We start from the raw sequence: 14,789 nt of genomic DNA on the forward strand, positions 1-14,789 counted from the left end.
CGCCATCGGCTGGCACCGCACCACCGGCGCCACCAACATCGCCCGCGCCACCCGCCACGCCAACCGCCGCTCACACGACCTCATCACCGCCGTGAACAGCAGTTATCCGACAACGCAATGACCCTGGGGGGTCAGGTCAGGCGACAAAGTGATCCACAGATTGGGCAGAACGCCTGCTTCGCGGTGGAGGTCAGCTCGATCTCGCATCGGGCGCAGTAGCCCTGCTCGTAGAGGCCGGGTTCCGGGCCGAAGCCTCCGTCGTAGTAGTCCCGATCAGGCCAGGCGACGACCTCGAGGCTGACCGCAGGGTCGTCGGCCGTGCGCGGGAGCGTCTCGCCGTACCTCGTCGCCTCGGCCAGCACGAGCTTGCGTGTCATGTCGTTGAGCTCGTCGTCGTGGACGGCCAACACCCGCCGCAGGACGTCAACGAGTTCTGGTGCCGGAAGACCGCGAAGGGCATCGGCGAGGGTCTGGCGCTCGTCGTCGTTGGTCGCCATCTGCGGATCTTAATCGCTTGCAGGCGGTGGATCGGCGGCTCTGCGCTCACCGGCCTACGTCAACGCCGGATGCCGGCCAGTCGCTGACAACAGTCAGAGGCAGTGAGTCCGGCGATCGGTACTCGTCTCCCGGGAAATACTCGATGTGCTGGTGCCGGTTGACCGCTCGGCCCTCTGCGCTCTCGGCCGCGTCGGCGACCCCGTCGAGGGCAAGCCAGAAGATGTTGAGGAACTCACAGCCGCCGGAGACGTGCAACGTCGATTCGTTCCGGAGCGCGATCAGCAGTGGCCCGCTGGTCGCCTCCTACATCACGGTGCCACCCGTGACCACGACCTCCAAGTGCTCGACGCGTTCGCGAAGCAGCTCACCGAGAGCCCGGAGTTACCTCAAGCATCCAGCGGAGCGATTCCGTCGACATAACCGACTGCGGGGTCACCTGAGGCGACGCGGACGGGATAGTTCCAGCGCCGGAGGGCCTGCGCCATCTTCGCGGCGCCCGCGGGATTGGCCGAGTGAATGATGACGACACCAACGTCGAAGGGCCGGCACTCGAAGGCAGCCCGTTCAAGCACCTCCACGACCGGCCAGATGGTGTCATCGTCGCCAAGGTCATGGTCGAGCCAAAGCTCATCGAGTCGTTGGCCGCGGTAACGATCAAGAAGCTCGACACCAGCCGAGCTCGTGCGAGCCACTTCGGCCAGCCGGCCGTCAACGAACGAGCGGAGATCGTCTACAAGTACGATCGTCGTCGGCTTGCGATCAGTCATCGCACGATGATGCACGGTCCTCCACGACGTCTCGAATCAAATATCCGGATCTGCCGCGATTCGTGCTCGCCTGCAGGAATTGCGACGTGGTGAGGGTTGTCGTGTGAGTTCGGCGGCGGCGACCTGAGGTGTGGCGCTACGTCGGCTGGTCGAGCGCGGCCAGCATCAGCGCGACGGCGTCCTGCGCGGTGGCGGGTCCCTTGGCTCCGGGGGTGGGCTTCTCGTTCCAGAGTGTCCTGGGGTCTGGTCCGGGTGTGTAGAGCTGGCGGCGGTCGGTGCCAGCCACCAGGTATGTGCCGTTTCCGAACGGTCGCACCCAGGCCAAGGCCGGTCCATGGCGGTGGGTGACCGAGCGCCGGAAGCCGAGGTCAAGGTGACTGGTGAACGGGAACAATGCGCGGAGTTGCGGCACGTGTGCGGCAGCGGCCAAGAAATCGTGCAACTCGTTGACACGCCGTGGGTGAGGCGAAGCGGTGTCAAGGTATTGCCGCCATCGGTGTTCGATCGCGTCGGCTTCACTGTGCTCGTAGGCCTCGGCGAAGGAGCTGAACCTGATGAAGGGGCAGGCCTTGCCGAACTGACGCAGGGGCGCTCCGGCCAGGAAGAGCGAGACCGCGTCGGCCGCAGCTCGCAGCTCCGTCGTATTTCCTCTGGCTATCTGCACGTGCCGCATTGAACACATGATGAGTAAGGCTCGCTCGTCCCTCGCCATGAGGACGATTACGCTCCGGTCGACGGCGTGCAGCTCGGCGCCGGTGTGAGCCCAGCCCGGCGATGCCGGGAGCTGTACGTGCCATGACTGGCCCGCGTCGTCGAATGTCGTCTGCAAAGCCGTGCGCAGGTCACCGAAGGCGGAGATATCGGGGTAGAGCGGAAAGGCGGGGCGTGTTTCATCCGGCACCGTCCCATCATGACGCGGGTCCCGGTTCGCAGACGGCAGCAGACCAGATGCATTCATCCGCCGCCGAGCGTACGCGGCCGCCACCCAGAGCGGTCACGCTGCGCAATCGCTCCCGACCTGGCTTGAGCGCACACTCGTGCCGAAATTCGTGCACTCACACGGTGGCACCGATCGCAGCGCCTTCAGCGCGGCAGGTACTCGATCAGCTGGTCGGCGAGTTGCTTCGGACGGCTGAGCGCCACCGCGTGGCCACCGTCGATCTCATCCGGTGCGACACCGAGGCGGTCGGCCGCCACCCGGCGCTGGAAGTCGAGCGGGAAGAACCGGTCTTCGCGAGCGATGAGCACTCTCGTCGGTGCGTCCGGCCACGCCGCCAGCGGCCACGGCTCGTTCCATTCTGCGCTTACCTGGTCGCGACTATGCGCCGCAGCCTCCGCGACGATCTCGGTCGGCACGCCGTTGTGAAACAGCTGCTCCGCACTGAACTCTTCAGCGCTGCGGTGACCAGTGTTGCCCCACCAGTCAGCCGGACTCTCGCCAGGCTTGGGGATCATGGGCGTGAGTAGGACGATGAGCCGCACAGGCAGCCTGTCAGCCACAAGTGGTGCGGTGAAAGCACCATACGAGTGTCCGACGATCACGAGGTCACTGCGATCGCCGACGGCACTCACGACCGTGTCACGGAACTCGGCGAAGCCCGCCGCCCTGTCCTCGATCGGCAGCTCCGGCACCACTACGTCGTGGCCCCGTCCGGCTAATTCAGGGCTCAGCAGATGCCAGTCCCAGGAACTGCCCCCGCCGCCGTGGATCAAAACAAAAGTCGCCATGCCGCAACCCTCGCACTGAGGTATGACATCCGGTGGTGCCCCGATTCGCCTTACGCGGCCACCGACCGGCGTCCTGCCGGCAGAATCACGCGCCAGCGGAAGCGTTGTCCCGCGACGACCGGCTCTGCCGCGGTCCGCGCTCGGGGCCGACCGCCGCCGTCACGGTCAGATGGTGCGCTCGACGAAGCTCCCGGCCAGCGCCTCCCAGAATCGTGACCGGCAGGCGCCGAGCAGTTCCCCGGGGCGGTGCGCGAGGGGCTCGCGATACTCCTCGGCGCCGGGGTCGGTCAGCGTGCCAAATAGCCGAAGATCACCGCGCGCTTGACCCACACACGCACGCGCCGGCGACCCCCGTGGTGCGAGGGCCTCCGGCGAGGCGGTTCCGTGCGGTGGATCAGGATCCGCGAAGGATCAGGTTGCCGCTGTCCGCGGCGCCGCTTTGCGAGCCGCTTATTTCGCTGGCGCGTTTTACGGCGCGGCATTCCCTGCGGCTTTATCCGCTGGCGTTTCGTTCAAACCCAAACCACGAAGGATGCTATCGCGGTTCGCGTTTCCACGCAGCGCAGTCAAGGAGTTCAAGCGGCCCAGCAAAGTCGTGGAAGATGCGGGACACTTCAAGTCCTGAATCGCCGACAAGGTCTTCTCAAAACGCTGGATGCGGCTTTCAAGGTCCGCTCCACTCGGCAGGTTCGCATTCTTGCGCGCCACCTGCGCGTTCACCTGGGCTTGAGTAGGCGGACAGCGACCCGGAACTTTCACCCCGGTCGGGCCAACACGATCGGCGGTCGCGGTCGGATCACCCGGGCTGAAACCCAGCGCCGGCACCAAAGCGTTAATGTTACCGGAGCCGGCTCCGGCGTTGCCCTGTTCGGCGGCCTGGCTCATCCCCGTGCCGACCGCGAGAGCCGAGACGAGCAGCGCTGCAGCGGCACCTCCAATCACCAGCTTGCGCGTCCGGCTGCTGACTACGCGTCGATACATGCACGGCTCCTCTTCGTCTCGGTACTACTTGTCGAGACATACGAGCAATGACGCCGCGGCAGTTCAGGACGCTGAACAAGTGTTCCTTAAAGCTTCCCTAACGAGACTCACGGGCGTGCAGCCGCCAACCCCCTCCGGCTGAACGAGCTGTCGGTCAGGCTGTTGGTTGAGCGCGGCGATACCGGCGCGCTGCGTGCCCGCGCCGATGCTGGCGACTATCGAGCCACAGAACAATTTGTTGAGCTGTGCATCGAGCGAGGAGACCTTGACCCACTGCGCGTCCTCGCTAGCTACAGCCGGAGCCGCCTTAAGCGACGACGAGCTGGATGAGTGGGAGATGCTGGCCGGGGCGGCGACGCCGAGGCCGGCCCGAGGCTGCCGACCGGGTCGTCGGCGTCCGGTGACCCCGGGGGCATCACCGCGGCCGGGCCGCAGCGGCCGGCGATCCGTACCGTGGAGGGGTGGTGAACGAGGTCAACCGGGGTGATGTGCGGGACTTTCTGGTCAGCCGGCGGGCGCGGCTGGGGCCCGCGGATGTAGGGCTGCCGGTGACCGGGCGCCGGCGGGTGCCGGGGTTGCGGCGGGAGGAGGTGGCGACGCTCGCAGGGGTGAGCACCGAGTGGTATACCCGCCTGGAAAAAGGCCATATTTCCGATATCTCGGCGGACGTGCTCACCGCTGTGGCACGCGCGCTGCGGCTCGATGACGAGGAACGGGAGTACCTGCGTGAGCTGGCCAGGGTCGCGGGTCCGGAGCGGGCGCGCAGCCCGCGGCCGGCGGTGGCGCTCGAGCCGCACGTGCAGTGGATGCTTGACGCGATGACGCTGGCGCCCGCGTTCGTCACCAACGGGCGGTGGGACGTGCTGGCCAGCAACGCACTCGCCCGCGCCCTCTACGCCCCGCTGCTGGCCAGCGACGTCACCCGCGAGCACGTCAACGTGGCCCGCTACCACTTCCTCGACCCGGGCGCCCGGGACTTCTTCGCGGACTGGGCGGACGCCGCCGCGATCGTGGTCGCGCTGTTGCGGACCGAGGCGGGCCGCCACCCGTACGACAGGGATCTGCGCGATCTCGTCGACGAGTTGTCCGCGCTCAGCCCGGACTTCCGCGCCCGCTGGGCGGCCCACGACGTCCGGATGTACATCAGCGGGCGTAAGACGTTCCGCCATCCGACCGCCGGGCCGATCGAGCTGTTTTATTCCACAGTGGAGCTGCCGACCATCGCGGCAGACGGGCCGCTGATGACCGTCTACGCGGCCGAGCCCGGCTCCGAAAGCGAGGACCGGCTGCGGCTGCTGACCTCCGGCGAGTTCGCCACACCGAGGTAGTGTCCCAGGTCGCGCTCGACCGCATCGGGGCCCACCTCGGCGAAGAGCGCGGCGAAGACCGCGCCGCGGCCCTGGAAGCCGGGCCAGGAAACCGATCCGGTGAACTCGGTCCAGGACGCCCGCACGTCGGCCGCTGGTGGCAGCGTGGCGCGGTTGATCTGGGCCTTCACGCCGAGGACTGACGACCTGTCGAACAGTGCGATGCGCGCGGCGACCGCGTCGACGAACGCGTCGAGGTCGGCGTCCGGGACCGTACGGGTCACCCAGCCGTATCGCTCGGCACGATCCGCGTCATAGTCCTCGCTGGTCAGGAGCACCTCGAGGGCACGGTCACGGCCGACGAGACGGGGCAGCCGGTCGCCCCCGCCACCACCGGGCACCAATCCGGTGGCGACCTCGGGCTGGCAGAAGAACGCCTCCTCCCGGCTGGCGTACCGCAGGTCGAAGGCGAGCGCGAGCTCCGCTCCCCCGCCCCGGGTGCGGCCCCGGATCGACGCGATGCTGACGAACGGCGCCGCGGCCAGGCGCGTCGCGAGCGCGACGAACATCGGCGTGGAGTCGCTGTCGGCGAGCGTCAGCAGGGCGCCGAGCTGGTCCAGGTCGGCGTGGTTGTAGAAGTATCCCGGCGTGCCGCTGTCGAAGATGACGACCCGCACCCGCTCGTCACCGCTCAACGCCTCCACGACGCCGGACAGCTCGGCGAGCGTGTCCGCGCCGACCACGTTGACCGGCCCGTTGGTGAACGTGACCCGGCGGATCGCCGGAGTCACCTGCTGAATGCCGAACTGTGTCATGAGAGGTCCTCCAGGCCGTGACCGGTGGCGATCGCCACCGGCGGTGACCATGCAACAGGCCCGCCGCAGCCCGATCCAGCTCGCGTTCATCGGGGGGATGAGATCAACCCCCCTGCGACGGTACGACGTCGGCGCGCGGCGGTATCGCCGTGTGGCGGGTCGGCTACGAGCGGTGCTCTTCAGGCCGGAACCACCACGTGACAGGCTGGTGCGCCGATGGTCTTACCGGTCGCCGATGAGCAGGGCGGCGGATATGCCGTCCCAGGACTCCCACTTTCGACAGATGCGCCCGCCCGGAAATCTCGGCACGGTGAGGAGCAGCCCCATGGCCGCAACCGGATGTCTGCGCACATCCCGCGCGAGCCCTGGGGGTATTGAACGCACCGCCACGTTCGGAACGGACCGCCCGGGCCCGCCTTACCGGCTGACCGGGTGATTCGAGGCGGCGCCGCCTCGGGGGAAGGGGCGCCGATCGCCGGACCGGCCGGCCGTCTCCACGAAGAAGGGCACCACATGCTGTCACGACGCCACCTGCTCGCGGGCGCGACCGGAATGGGCGCGGTCGCGCTTGCCGGCGCCGCCGGAGCGAGCGCCTTCGCCGGTGAGACCACGGCCCCCGCCCCGCCGGCCGCCCGCCGCCTGCCGGCCACGCTCGCCACCCGGCGGACCCGGATCGAGAGCCGGACCCGGACCGACGTCGCCGACTTCACCCTCACCCACCTGTCGGTCGTCTCCTCCGCGGGCGCGGCGGTCCGGCTGCGTACCGGCGCGGGGTGGGGTGGGTGGCTTGACCTCGCGGCGGCCTCCTGCGGCGGCGCCCGGGACGATCGGTCCGCGCCCACCAGCCGGCGCTCGCTTGTGGTCGCGCGTGACGTCACCGGCTACGAGGTGCAGACCGACGACGGGAGCACGGTCGCGGTCACCGAGCTGAACACCGCCGACGGCCCCGCCGGTCCCGTGGCCGGTGCGAGCACGCGCCAGTTGCGTACCGGTGGCGGCGTCTGTGATCTGCCCGCCTACCTGTCCCGGGCCGCGTGGGGCGCGGACGAGACGCTGCGCTTCGCCGCGGACGGCACCGAACTGTGGCCGGCGAAGTTCTACCCGGTGCAGACGCTGACGGTCCACCACACCGGGCTCTACGAGCACAACGACGACCCGGACCCCGCCGGTACCGTCCGCGCCGTCTACTACGACGACTGCGTGGTCGACGACTACGGCGACATCGGCTATCAGCTGCTCATCGACGCGAACGGGGCGGTCTACGAGGGCCGGGTGTCCGGCGACGACGGCTTCCCGGTCTACGACCGCGAGCTGCACATGGCCAACGGCGCGCACGTCGGCTCGTTCAACGCCGGGAACATCGGCATCGTCCTGCTCGGCCGGTTCACCTCCGTGCAGCCCACGCCCGCCGCCCGCGAGTCACTCGTCAAGGTGCTGGCGCTGCTGTCCAAGGTCTCCGGTCTCGACCCGGCCGGCACCACCGCCTACCTGAACCCGGGCAACGGGCTCGGCGGTCAGGTCCGCACCGTCCAGGGGCACCGCGACTGGGCGGCGATCGGCGCCGGCCCCACCGAATGCCCCGGCGACGCCTTCCACCCGACCCTCGAATCGATCCGCCGGGACGCCGCCGCGCTGCTCTGACAAGCACGGCACCGCTCTGCACAGCACCGCATGGGTGGCCGGGGCGACCGGCCACCCATGGCTGCCGGCGAGCCGCCGCCCCGCCGGCCGAGGGTGGCGACATCGGGTCGCGGCACTAACCGGTTGCTGACATGTCGTTGCGAGAGTCGGCGGCATGAACATCAGCCGATTGCCCGCTCTGCTCACCGCGGCCGTCGCGATCCTCGCGCTCTCCGCGTGCGGCGGCGAGGATACGCCGCAGGGGCGGCAGCCCGGGGTGGTCACGTTACGGACCGGAGCACCGGGCGCGAACCCGTCGCCGAGTGCCGCCGGCCGGCCGATCATTCGCCCGGACGCGAGCCGGGAGGAGATCGAGGCGCTCGTGCAGGCGTATCACAGCTGCCTCAACGACAACGGGTTCCCGCAGTGGAAGAACGCGGAGGGCCGGTTCGACAAGCCACCGGGCGAGGTGGCCGTCGCCCCTGTCGACCCGGCGGCCGCGGAGCGCGCCACCAAGGTCTGCGCGAACGAGGAGCCGGAGAGCTGGACGGCCGTCGAGGAGCGGAATCCCGAGTACCGCGACCTGCTGGAGGACCAGGCCGACTGCATGAACGACAAGGGGATGGACGTGGCGCTGCGGCAGGATCCGGAGGGCGGGCCCTGGTACATCGCGCCGCGTGACGTCGGGCCCGGCACCGCGGAGGAGCAGGCTCGCCGCAGCGTGGAGCTGTCCAATGAGGAGGCTCGCGCGAAGGTCACGCGTGAGTGCGAGCAGAAGGCGTTCGCGGAGCGGATCAAGCTGTACGGGTGAGCGGGACGCGCACGGTGACGGTGGTCCCCGCCCCGAGCGTGCTGACCACCTCCACGCCGCCGCCGTGAGCGGCGGCGAGGTCCCGCACGATCGCCAGCCCCAGACCACTCCCGCCGGTCACCCGCCGGCGGGAGTGGTCCGCCCGCCAGAACCTGTCGAACACGTGTGGAAGATCCTCCGGCGCGATGCCCGACCCGGTGTCCGCCACCGTGATGAGCAGCTCGTCCGCGGCCACGCCGGCACCGATCGCGACCGTGCCGCCCGCCGGCGTGTGCCGGACCGCGTTGGAGATCAGGTTGCCGACGACCTGCCGTAGCCGCACCGGGTCCGCGACGATCGGCAGCTCCGGGTCGTAGGAGGCGCGCAATCGTACGCCGCCGGTGTCGGCGGCGCCGCGGTGCGACTCCGCCGCCGGTCCGAGCACGTCGCCGAGCCGGATCGGCTCCGGGTGCAGCCGCAGCGTGCCGGCGTCCGCGGCGGCCAGGTCGCGCAGGTCGTCGAGGATGCGGGCCAGCTGAGCCGTCTCGTCGAGCAGCAGCGCGAGCAGTCGCGCGTCGGCCGGGGTGACGCCGTCCTCGGCCGCCTCCAGCCAGCTCTGGATGTTCGTCATCGGGTTGCGCAGCTCGTGCGCGATGTCGCTGATCATCGCCTTGCGCTGCTGTTCGGCGCGGTCGCGGCGCACGGACAGGTCGTTGAGCACGGACGCGAGGTGGCCGATCTCGTCCCGGCCGGCGACCGGCATCGGCCGGTGCGCACCGAGCGGCGCGCCGGCGGCAACGGTCAGCGCGCGCAACGGCCGGACCAGTCGTAGGCCGGCGACCACCGTGAACGCCACGGTGACGGCCAGCACCGCGCCGGTGACCAGCACGATCCGGATGATGTTGTCCCGGGACAGCGTGAACGGGCGGGGTTGGGCGCCCGCGGCCGGGTCGGTGACGAACAGCAGCGCGGGCGGCGCCGTGTAGGGCCGTAGCTGCTGCTCGCGCGCGGTCGCCAGGCAGGCGTGGAACTCCTCCACCGTGAACGGCTGGCCGTCGAGGAACCCGCTGGCGGCGTCGAAGTCCGTCCCGATGATCATCTTGACGTCGGGGGTGCCGAGGCATTCGAGGGTACGGGTGGCCAGCTGCCCCAGGGCCGTCTCCTCGGTGTCGGTCGGCAGGCGCAGCTCGTACAGGCCGCACGGCAGACCGGCGTTCCGCTCGTCCGGCTCGGCCGGCCGCACGTCCACCCGCCCGCTCGGCAGCTCCTCGATCTCCGCGCGGACCCGGGACGCCGTCAGGCAGGCGACCACCGCCTCCGCCTGCGCCCGAAGCTCCCGGCGCTCCCGCTCGGGGAGCAGGTAGGGGCCGACCACACGCGCGTCGATCAGCGCGGCGTCGCCGACCCGCAGCGGGTCGACGGTCGCGGTCGGCGGCCCCTGCGCGAGTGACGGCCCGGGTCCCGACTCGGTGATCAGCGTGCGCTCCTCGGTGAGCAGCGAGATCCGTTGCCCGGTCTTCGTCGCGAGCGTCGCCAGCAGCTCGCCGACCCCGTCCCAGCTGTCGTGGACGGCGGCGTAGCCGAGCAGCACGTCGACGATCCCCTGATCGTCGGCGAGGGACCGGCCCTGCGCCTGCCGGACCGCGGCCGTGGTGGTCTGCACCGCCAGCCAGGCGGTGGCGGTGACGGCGAGCACGACCACAGCGATCGAGGTGCCCAGCAGCCGCAGGACGATGCTGCGGTGGATCGGGACCATCACGCGCCGCCGGTGAGCTTGTAGCCGACGCCGTACACGGTCACCAGCAGCACCGGCCGCCGTGGATCCTCCTCTATCTTGCGGCGCAGGTTCAGGATGTGCACGTCTATCGCACGCCGGGTGGCCGAACGGTCCAGCCCGCTCGCCACCGCCAGCAGCTGGTTGCGGGTGAAGACGCGCTCCGGCTGCTCGCTCATCGCGTCCAGGATCGCGAACTCGCCGCGCGTGCACTCGACCCGACGCCCGGCCACGCTGACCTCGTGCCGTCCCGGGTCCACAAGCAGCGGGCCGACCCGCCGCAGCCCGGCCGGATGCGGCACGGATGCGGACCGGCGCAGCAGACCACGGACGCGGGCCATCAGCACCCGCGGGCTGTACGGCTTGCCCAGGTAGTCGTCCGCGCCCAGTTCCAGCCCGACGAGCTGGTCCTCCTCCTCGGTACGCGCGGTCAGCATCAGCACCGGCACCGACGACTCCTGCCGCAGCTGCCGGCACACCTGCAGGCCGCTGACCAGCGGCAGCATCACGTCGAGCACGACGAGGTCCGGGGCGGTTCGCAGCGCGGCGTCGAGCGCGGCCCGGCCGTCGTGCACGACGACCGCGCGGTACCCGTCCGCCACCAGGTACTGCCGGATCACCTCGGCCTGGCGTTCGTCGTCCTCGGCAACCAGCACATATGCACTCACACGGCGGACTATAGGCAGATCGGGCCGCGGATATCGCCGTGCCGATCGTTGCCCCGGCCTAACAGCTTCCTGACCGTCCGGCACGACGATCGGGCCGGTGAAAGCACGCATCGGAATCACCGCCGCGGCGATCGTCGCGATGACGGCGGCCGGTCTCCTCTACTGGAACGGCCGGCCGGCACCCGCGGCGGAGGCGGCGGACGCCGGGACGGTGGCCACGGCCGAGGTCGTCAAGACGGATCTCGCCGACACCCGCACGCTGCAGGGCGCGCTCGGCTACGGCACGTCGCGGCAGGTCAAGGGGCAGAGCGGCACGGTGACCTGGCTGCCCGCCACCGGCGTCACGATCACGCGCGGCGAGCAGCTGGTGCGCGTCGACGACCGCCCGGTCTCGCTCTTCTACGGCGACCTGCCGCTCTACCGCGAGTTGAGCGACCCGCGCACCACCGGCCGGGACGTCGTCGTGGTCGCGGACAACCTGCGGGCGCTCGGCTACGCGGTCGGCGGTCTCGGCGGGAACGCGAAGGCGCCGCGCTACACCGAGGTGCTGATCGCCGCGGTGAAACGCTGGCAGCGGGACACCGGCCGCCCGGAGAACGGCGTGATCGGCACGGCCGACGTGATCGTGCTCCCCGGCGAGGTGCGTGTCGACTCCCTCGCCGTGCAGACCGGGGACGCGGCCGCGGCGACGCTGATGGGGGTGACACCGACCAAGAAGGTGATCACGGTACGCGCCGAGCCCGGCGACGCCGCCGCGGTCAAGGCGGGTACCGCGGTCACGCTGACACTGCCGGACGGAGCCACCACGCCCGGCACCGTCACCGCGGTCGGCACGGCGCTGAGCACCGACGGCGAGTCCGGTTCCGGCCCGCAGACGCTCGCGGTCACGGTCACCGCCGACGACCCGGCCGCGGTCGCCGCGTTCGACGCCGGGGCCGTGTCGGTGGAGGTGACCTCGGCGACGCGGCAGGGCGTGCTCGCCGTACCCGTGGGATCGCTGTTGGCTCTGAGCGAGGGCGGGCACGCGGTGCAGCTGGCGGACGGCACGCTTGTCGCGGTCGAGACCGGGCTGTTCGCACGAGGTCTGGTCGAGGTCACCGGCACCGGGCTCGCCGAGGGCCAGACCGTGGTGACCACCTCGTGACCGCGGTGATCGAGGTGCGGGACGCCGGCATGGCCTATCCCGGCGGCGTCACCGCGCTCGCCGGTGTGTCGCTGCGCATCCACGCCGGCGAGCTGACCGGGATCGTCGGGCCGTCCGGGTCCGGCAAGTCCACACTGCTCAACATCATGGGTACGCTCGACCGCCCCACCTCCGGCAGCGTGCACCTGCACGGCGCGGACGTGGCGTCGCTGAGCGACCGGCGGCTGTCCGCGCTGCGTGGCCGGGTGCTCGGCTTCGTCTTCCAGCAGTGCCACCTGACCGACGGGCTGACCGCGGCGGAGAACGTCGCCACCGGGCTGCTCTACGCGGGTGTCCCCCGCCGGCACCGCCGGGCGAGCGCGCTCGAGGCACTGGACCGGGTCGGGCTCGGGCATCGCACCGGCCACCGCCCGCACGAGCTCTCCGGGGGCGAGAAGCAGCGCGTCGCCATCGCCCGCGCGCTTGTCAACAGGCCGTCGCTGGTGCTGGCGGACGAGCCGACCGGCGCGCTCGACACCCGCAACGGACAGGCCGTGCTGGAGCTGCTGCACCGCCTGCACGCCGACGGCACCACCATCGCCGTCATCACCCACGACCGGGACATCGCGGCCCGCCTGCCCCGGCGCGTCGAGATCCTGGACGGCCGGGTGGTCCGCGACACCGGCACACCGGAGCGTGCCCGGTGAGAGGCACCCGGCTGTCCCCGCTGGACATGCTCGCGCTCGGCCTGGTCGGCATCCGCACCCGGGTCGCCCGTGCCGCGCTCTGCGCGCTCGGCATCTCGATCGGCATCGCCACCATCATCGTGGTCACCGGCATCCCGGCGTCCAGCCGACGAGCGCTGGCCGAGGAACTGGCCGCACTCGGGACGAACACGCTGCAGGCCGCGCCCCGGGAGACCAACGAGTACGCGCTGCCTCAGAACGCGGTGGAGATGATCTCCCGGATCGGGCCGGTCACCCGGGTGAGCGCGGTCGCGAACGTACACTCGCTGGTCCGCCGTTCGGAGACCGTCGACCCGCTCGACGGCTCCGGCCTGACCGTGCTCGCCGCCCGCCTCGACCTGCTCCCGGCGATCGACGCCGAGGTAGCGCAGGGGGTGTGGCTGTCCCCGGCGAGTGAGACCTTCCCCGCGGTCGTGCTCGGCGCGGTCGCGGCCACCCGGCTCGGCATCACCTCGGTCAGGGCAGGCGGCGAGGCGTCCCAGGTCATGATCGGCGACCGGTACTTCACAGTGACCGGCATCCTCGCCGGCATCCGCAACTCCCCGGACATCGACAGGTCGGTGCTGGTCGGCTGGCCCGCCGCCCGCACCTACCTGGGCTTCGACGGGCATCCCACGGTCGTCTACGTCCAGGCGCGCGAGGACGCGGTCGAGTCGGTCCGGGCCGTCCTGCCCGCCACCATCGACCCGGAGAACCCCGGCATGGTGCAGGTCAGCCGCCCGTCCGACGCGCTCACCGCGAAACGCGCGGCCGATTCCACGTTCTCCTCACTGTTCCTCGGCCTGGCCGCGATCGCGCTGCTCGTCGGCGGCATCGGCGTCGCCAACACCATGGTCGTCTCGGTGCTGGAACGCCGTGCGGAGATCGGCCTGCGCCGCGCGCTCGGCGCCAGCCGTGGCCAGATCCGCGGCCAGTTCCTGACCGAGTCCACAATGCTCGCCGCGCTCGGTGGTCTCGCCGGGGTCACCCTCGGACTGCTCGCCACGGTCGGCTACGTCACCTACCAGGGCTGGCCGATCGTCGTCCCGCTGTCCTCCGTCGCCGCCGGCCTCGGCGGCGCCCTGCTCGTCGGCGTACTGGCCGGCCTCTATCCGTCGGTACGCGCCGCCCGGATGACCCCGACCGCGGCGCTGGCGGCCGCCTGATCGAGCGCCGTCCGGCGGGAGGATCGTTCGTGCGGGTTCAGAGCTGGTTCTCGCCGCCGTCGACGTAAAGGTTCGCGCCGAGGATGAAGCTGCTCTGCGGCGACGCGAGGAAGGCCACGGCGGCGGCCACCTCGTCGATCGTCCCGTGCCGGCCCATCGGCACGCCCACCCGGAAGGTCGCCTTGACCGCCTCGGCGTTGTCCTCCCCGACGATCTTGGCCACGGCCGGGGTCTCGATCGCCCCGGGGGAGACGGTGTTGACCCGGATACCGCGCCCCTTGAGCTCGTTGGCCCAGGTGCGGGTGAGCAGGCGCAGGGCGGCCTTGCTCGCGCCGTACGCGCCGAACCCCTCCCAGCCGTCGTCGGCGCGGGTGGAGGAGTTCACGATGATCGAGGCCCCCTCGTTCAGCAGGGGCAGCGCCTTCTGCACGGTGAACAGCGTGCCGCGGACGTTGACCCGGTAGATCTGGTCGAGATGCTCCTCGGTCGTCTCCTCAAGCGTCGAGAACCCGGCCGCGCCGGCATTGGCGAAGACCACGTCCAGGCCGCGTCCCCGGGCCCGGACCGTGTCGTAGAGCCGGTCCAGGTCGGCGAGGTTCGCGATGTCGCCGGGGACCGCGGTGGCCGCGCCGATCGCCGTGGCCGCCGCTTCCAGCTCGGCTTCGCGCCGGCCGGTGATGAACACGTGCGCGCCCTCCTCGGCCAGGCGCCTGGCCACCCCGAAGCCGATCCCCTCGCTGCCGCCGGTGACGACCGCCGTCCTGCCGTTGAGCTGGCCCATGCCACTCACTCCCCCTATTTCGGGACTGATCAGTTCCGAAGTCAAC

At 70.8% G+C, this 14,789-nt stretch carries 15 protein-coding genes; 6 read left to right on the forward strand and 9 right to left on the reverse strand.

Annotated elements, in window-relative coordinates:
• Positions 1 to 131: 131 nt before the first annotated feature.
• The 5 genes from ACIA8K_RS28800 to ACIA8K_RS28820 all read right to left on the reverse strand — a co-directional run bounded on the left by ACIA8K_RS28800 (position 132) and on the right by ACIA8K_RS28820 (position 3,974).
• Positions 132 to 497: a hypothetical protein gene (locus ACIA8K_RS28800; protein ID WP_396064725.1), complete on the reverse strand. Its 366-nt coding sequence runs from the start codon at positions 495 to 497 to the stop codon at positions 132 to 134.
• A gap of 387 nt (positions 498 to 884) precedes the next feature.
• Entirely contained in the window at positions 885 to 1,265 is a 381-nt protein-coding gene (locus tag ACIA8K_RS28805; protein WP_396064727.1) for a cyclic-phosphate processing receiver domain-containing protein, read from the reverse strand.
• A 136-nt stretch (positions 1,266 to 1,401) separates the two neighbouring features.
• Complete coding sequence (locus tag ACIA8K_RS28810) at positions 1,402 to 2,166, reverse strand: DUF6193 family natural product biosynthesis protein (RefSeq protein WP_396064729.1); 765 nt, start codon at positions 2,164 to 2,166, stop codon at positions 1,402 to 1,404.
• 182 nt (positions 2,167 to 2,348) lie between these two features.
• The gene (locus ACIA8K_RS28815; protein ID WP_396064731.1) at positions 2,349 to 2,993 is read right to left on the reverse strand and encodes an alpha/beta fold hydrolase; all 645 of its coding nucleotides are present in this window, start codon (positions 2,991 to 2,993) and stop codon (positions 2,349 to 2,351) included.
• 468 nt (positions 2,994 to 3,461) lie between these two features.
• Complete coding sequence (locus ACIA8K_RS28820) at positions 3,462 to 3,974, reverse strand: hypothetical protein (RefSeq protein ID WP_396064734.1); 513 nt, start codon at positions 3,972 to 3,974, stop codon at positions 3,462 to 3,464.
• A 461-nt stretch (positions 3,975 to 4,435) separates the two neighbouring features.
• Here ACIA8K_RS28820 and ACIA8K_RS28825 point away from each other — a divergent pair, with 461 nt between their 5' ends.
• Positions 4,436 to 5,302, forward strand: a complete 867-nt coding sequence (locus tag ACIA8K_RS28825; protein ID WP_396064736.1) for a helix-turn-helix domain-containing protein — start codon at positions 4,436 to 4,438, stop codon at positions 5,300 to 5,302.
• Here the strand turns inward: ACIA8K_RS28825 and ACIA8K_RS28830 are convergent.
• On the reverse strand, positions 5,224 to 6,096 hold the full coding sequence (locus tag ACIA8K_RS28830) for an enoyl-CoA hydratase/isomerase family protein (RefSeq protein ID WP_396064738.1): 873 nt from the start codon (positions 6,094 to 6,096) through the stop codon (positions 5,224 to 5,226). The two genes, ACIA8K_RS28825 and ACIA8K_RS28830, sit on opposite strands and share 79 nt — an antisense overlap.
• Before the next feature lie 513 nt (positions 6,097 to 6,609).
• Here ACIA8K_RS28830 and ACIA8K_RS28835 point away from each other — a divergent pair.
• The gene (locus ACIA8K_RS28835; protein ID WP_396064741.1) at positions 6,610 to 7,737 is read left to right on the forward strand and encodes a peptidoglycan recognition family protein; all 1,128 of its coding nucleotides are present in this window, start codon (positions 6,610 to 6,612) and stop codon (positions 7,735 to 7,737) included.
• 154 nt (positions 7,738 to 7,891) lie between these two features.
• Positions 7,892 to 8,527 carry a hypothetical protein gene (locus ACIA8K_RS28840; RefSeq protein WP_396064743.1) on the forward strand — a complete coding sequence of 212 codons (636 nt, stop codon included), beginning with the start codon at positions 7,892 to 7,894 and terminating at the stop codon, positions 8,525 to 8,527.
• Here ACIA8K_RS28840 and ACIA8K_RS28845 read toward each other — a convergent pair.
• Together ACIA8K_RS28845 and ACIA8K_RS28850 are read right to left on the reverse strand one after the other, a co-directional pair.
• Positions 8,511 to 10,262 carry a sensor histidine kinase gene (locus ACIA8K_RS28845; RefSeq protein ID WP_396065103.1) on the reverse strand — a complete coding sequence of 584 codons (1,752 nt, stop codon included), beginning with the start codon at positions 10,260 to 10,262 and terminating at the stop codon, positions 8,511 to 8,513. The two genes, ACIA8K_RS28840 and ACIA8K_RS28845, sit on opposite strands and share 17 nt — an antisense overlap.
• The gene (locus tag ACIA8K_RS28850) at positions 10,262 to 10,948 is read right to left on the reverse strand and encodes a response regulator transcription factor (RefSeq protein WP_396064746.1); all 687 of its coding nucleotides are present in this window, start codon (positions 10,946 to 10,948) and stop codon (positions 10,262 to 10,264) included. The genes ACIA8K_RS28845 and ACIA8K_RS28850 overlap by 1 nt, the downstream gene beginning before the upstream one ends.
• A 97-nt stretch (positions 10,949 to 11,045) precedes the next feature.
• Here ACIA8K_RS28850 and ACIA8K_RS28855 point away from each other — a divergent pair, with 97 nt between their 5' ends.
• From ACIA8K_RS28855 to ACIA8K_RS28865, 3 genes are read left to right on the forward strand one after another with little or no spacing between them, the layout of a single operon-like run.
• Positions 11,046 to 12,092 (forward strand): efflux RND transporter periplasmic adaptor subunit, encoded by a 1,047-nt coding sequence (locus tag ACIA8K_RS28855; protein ID WP_396064748.1) that lies wholly within the window; start codon positions 11,046 to 11,048, stop codon positions 12,090 to 12,092.
• Positions 12,093 to 12,097: 5 nt separating this feature from the next.
• The gene (locus ACIA8K_RS28860) at positions 12,098 to 12,778 is read left to right on the forward strand and encodes an ABC transporter ATP-binding protein (RefSeq protein WP_396065105.1); all 681 of its coding nucleotides are present in this window, start codon (positions 12,098 to 12,100) and stop codon (positions 12,776 to 12,778) included.
• 26 nt (positions 12,779 to 12,804) lie between these two features.
• A complete protein-coding gene (locus tag ACIA8K_RS28865; protein WP_396065108.1) occupies positions 12,805 to 13,962 on the forward strand; it encodes an ABC transporter permease in 1,158 nt (385 codons plus the stop codon).
• Positions 13,963 to 13,999: 37 nt separating this feature from the next.
• On the opposite strand, the gene ACIA8K_RS28870 is transcribed toward ACIA8K_RS28865, so the two are convergent.
• A complete protein-coding gene (locus ACIA8K_RS28870; protein WP_396064751.1) occupies positions 14,000 to 14,743 on the reverse strand; it encodes an SDR family NAD(P)-dependent oxidoreductase in 744 nt (247 codons plus the stop codon).
• Between the last annotated feature and the right edge of the window lie 46 nt (positions 14,744 to 14,789).

Origin of the sequence: Catenuloplanes sp. NPDC051500 (genome assembly GCF_044454585.1) — a bacterium.
Lineage (GTDB): Bacteria > Actinomycetota > Actinomycetes > Mycobacteriales > Micromonosporaceae > Catenuloplanes.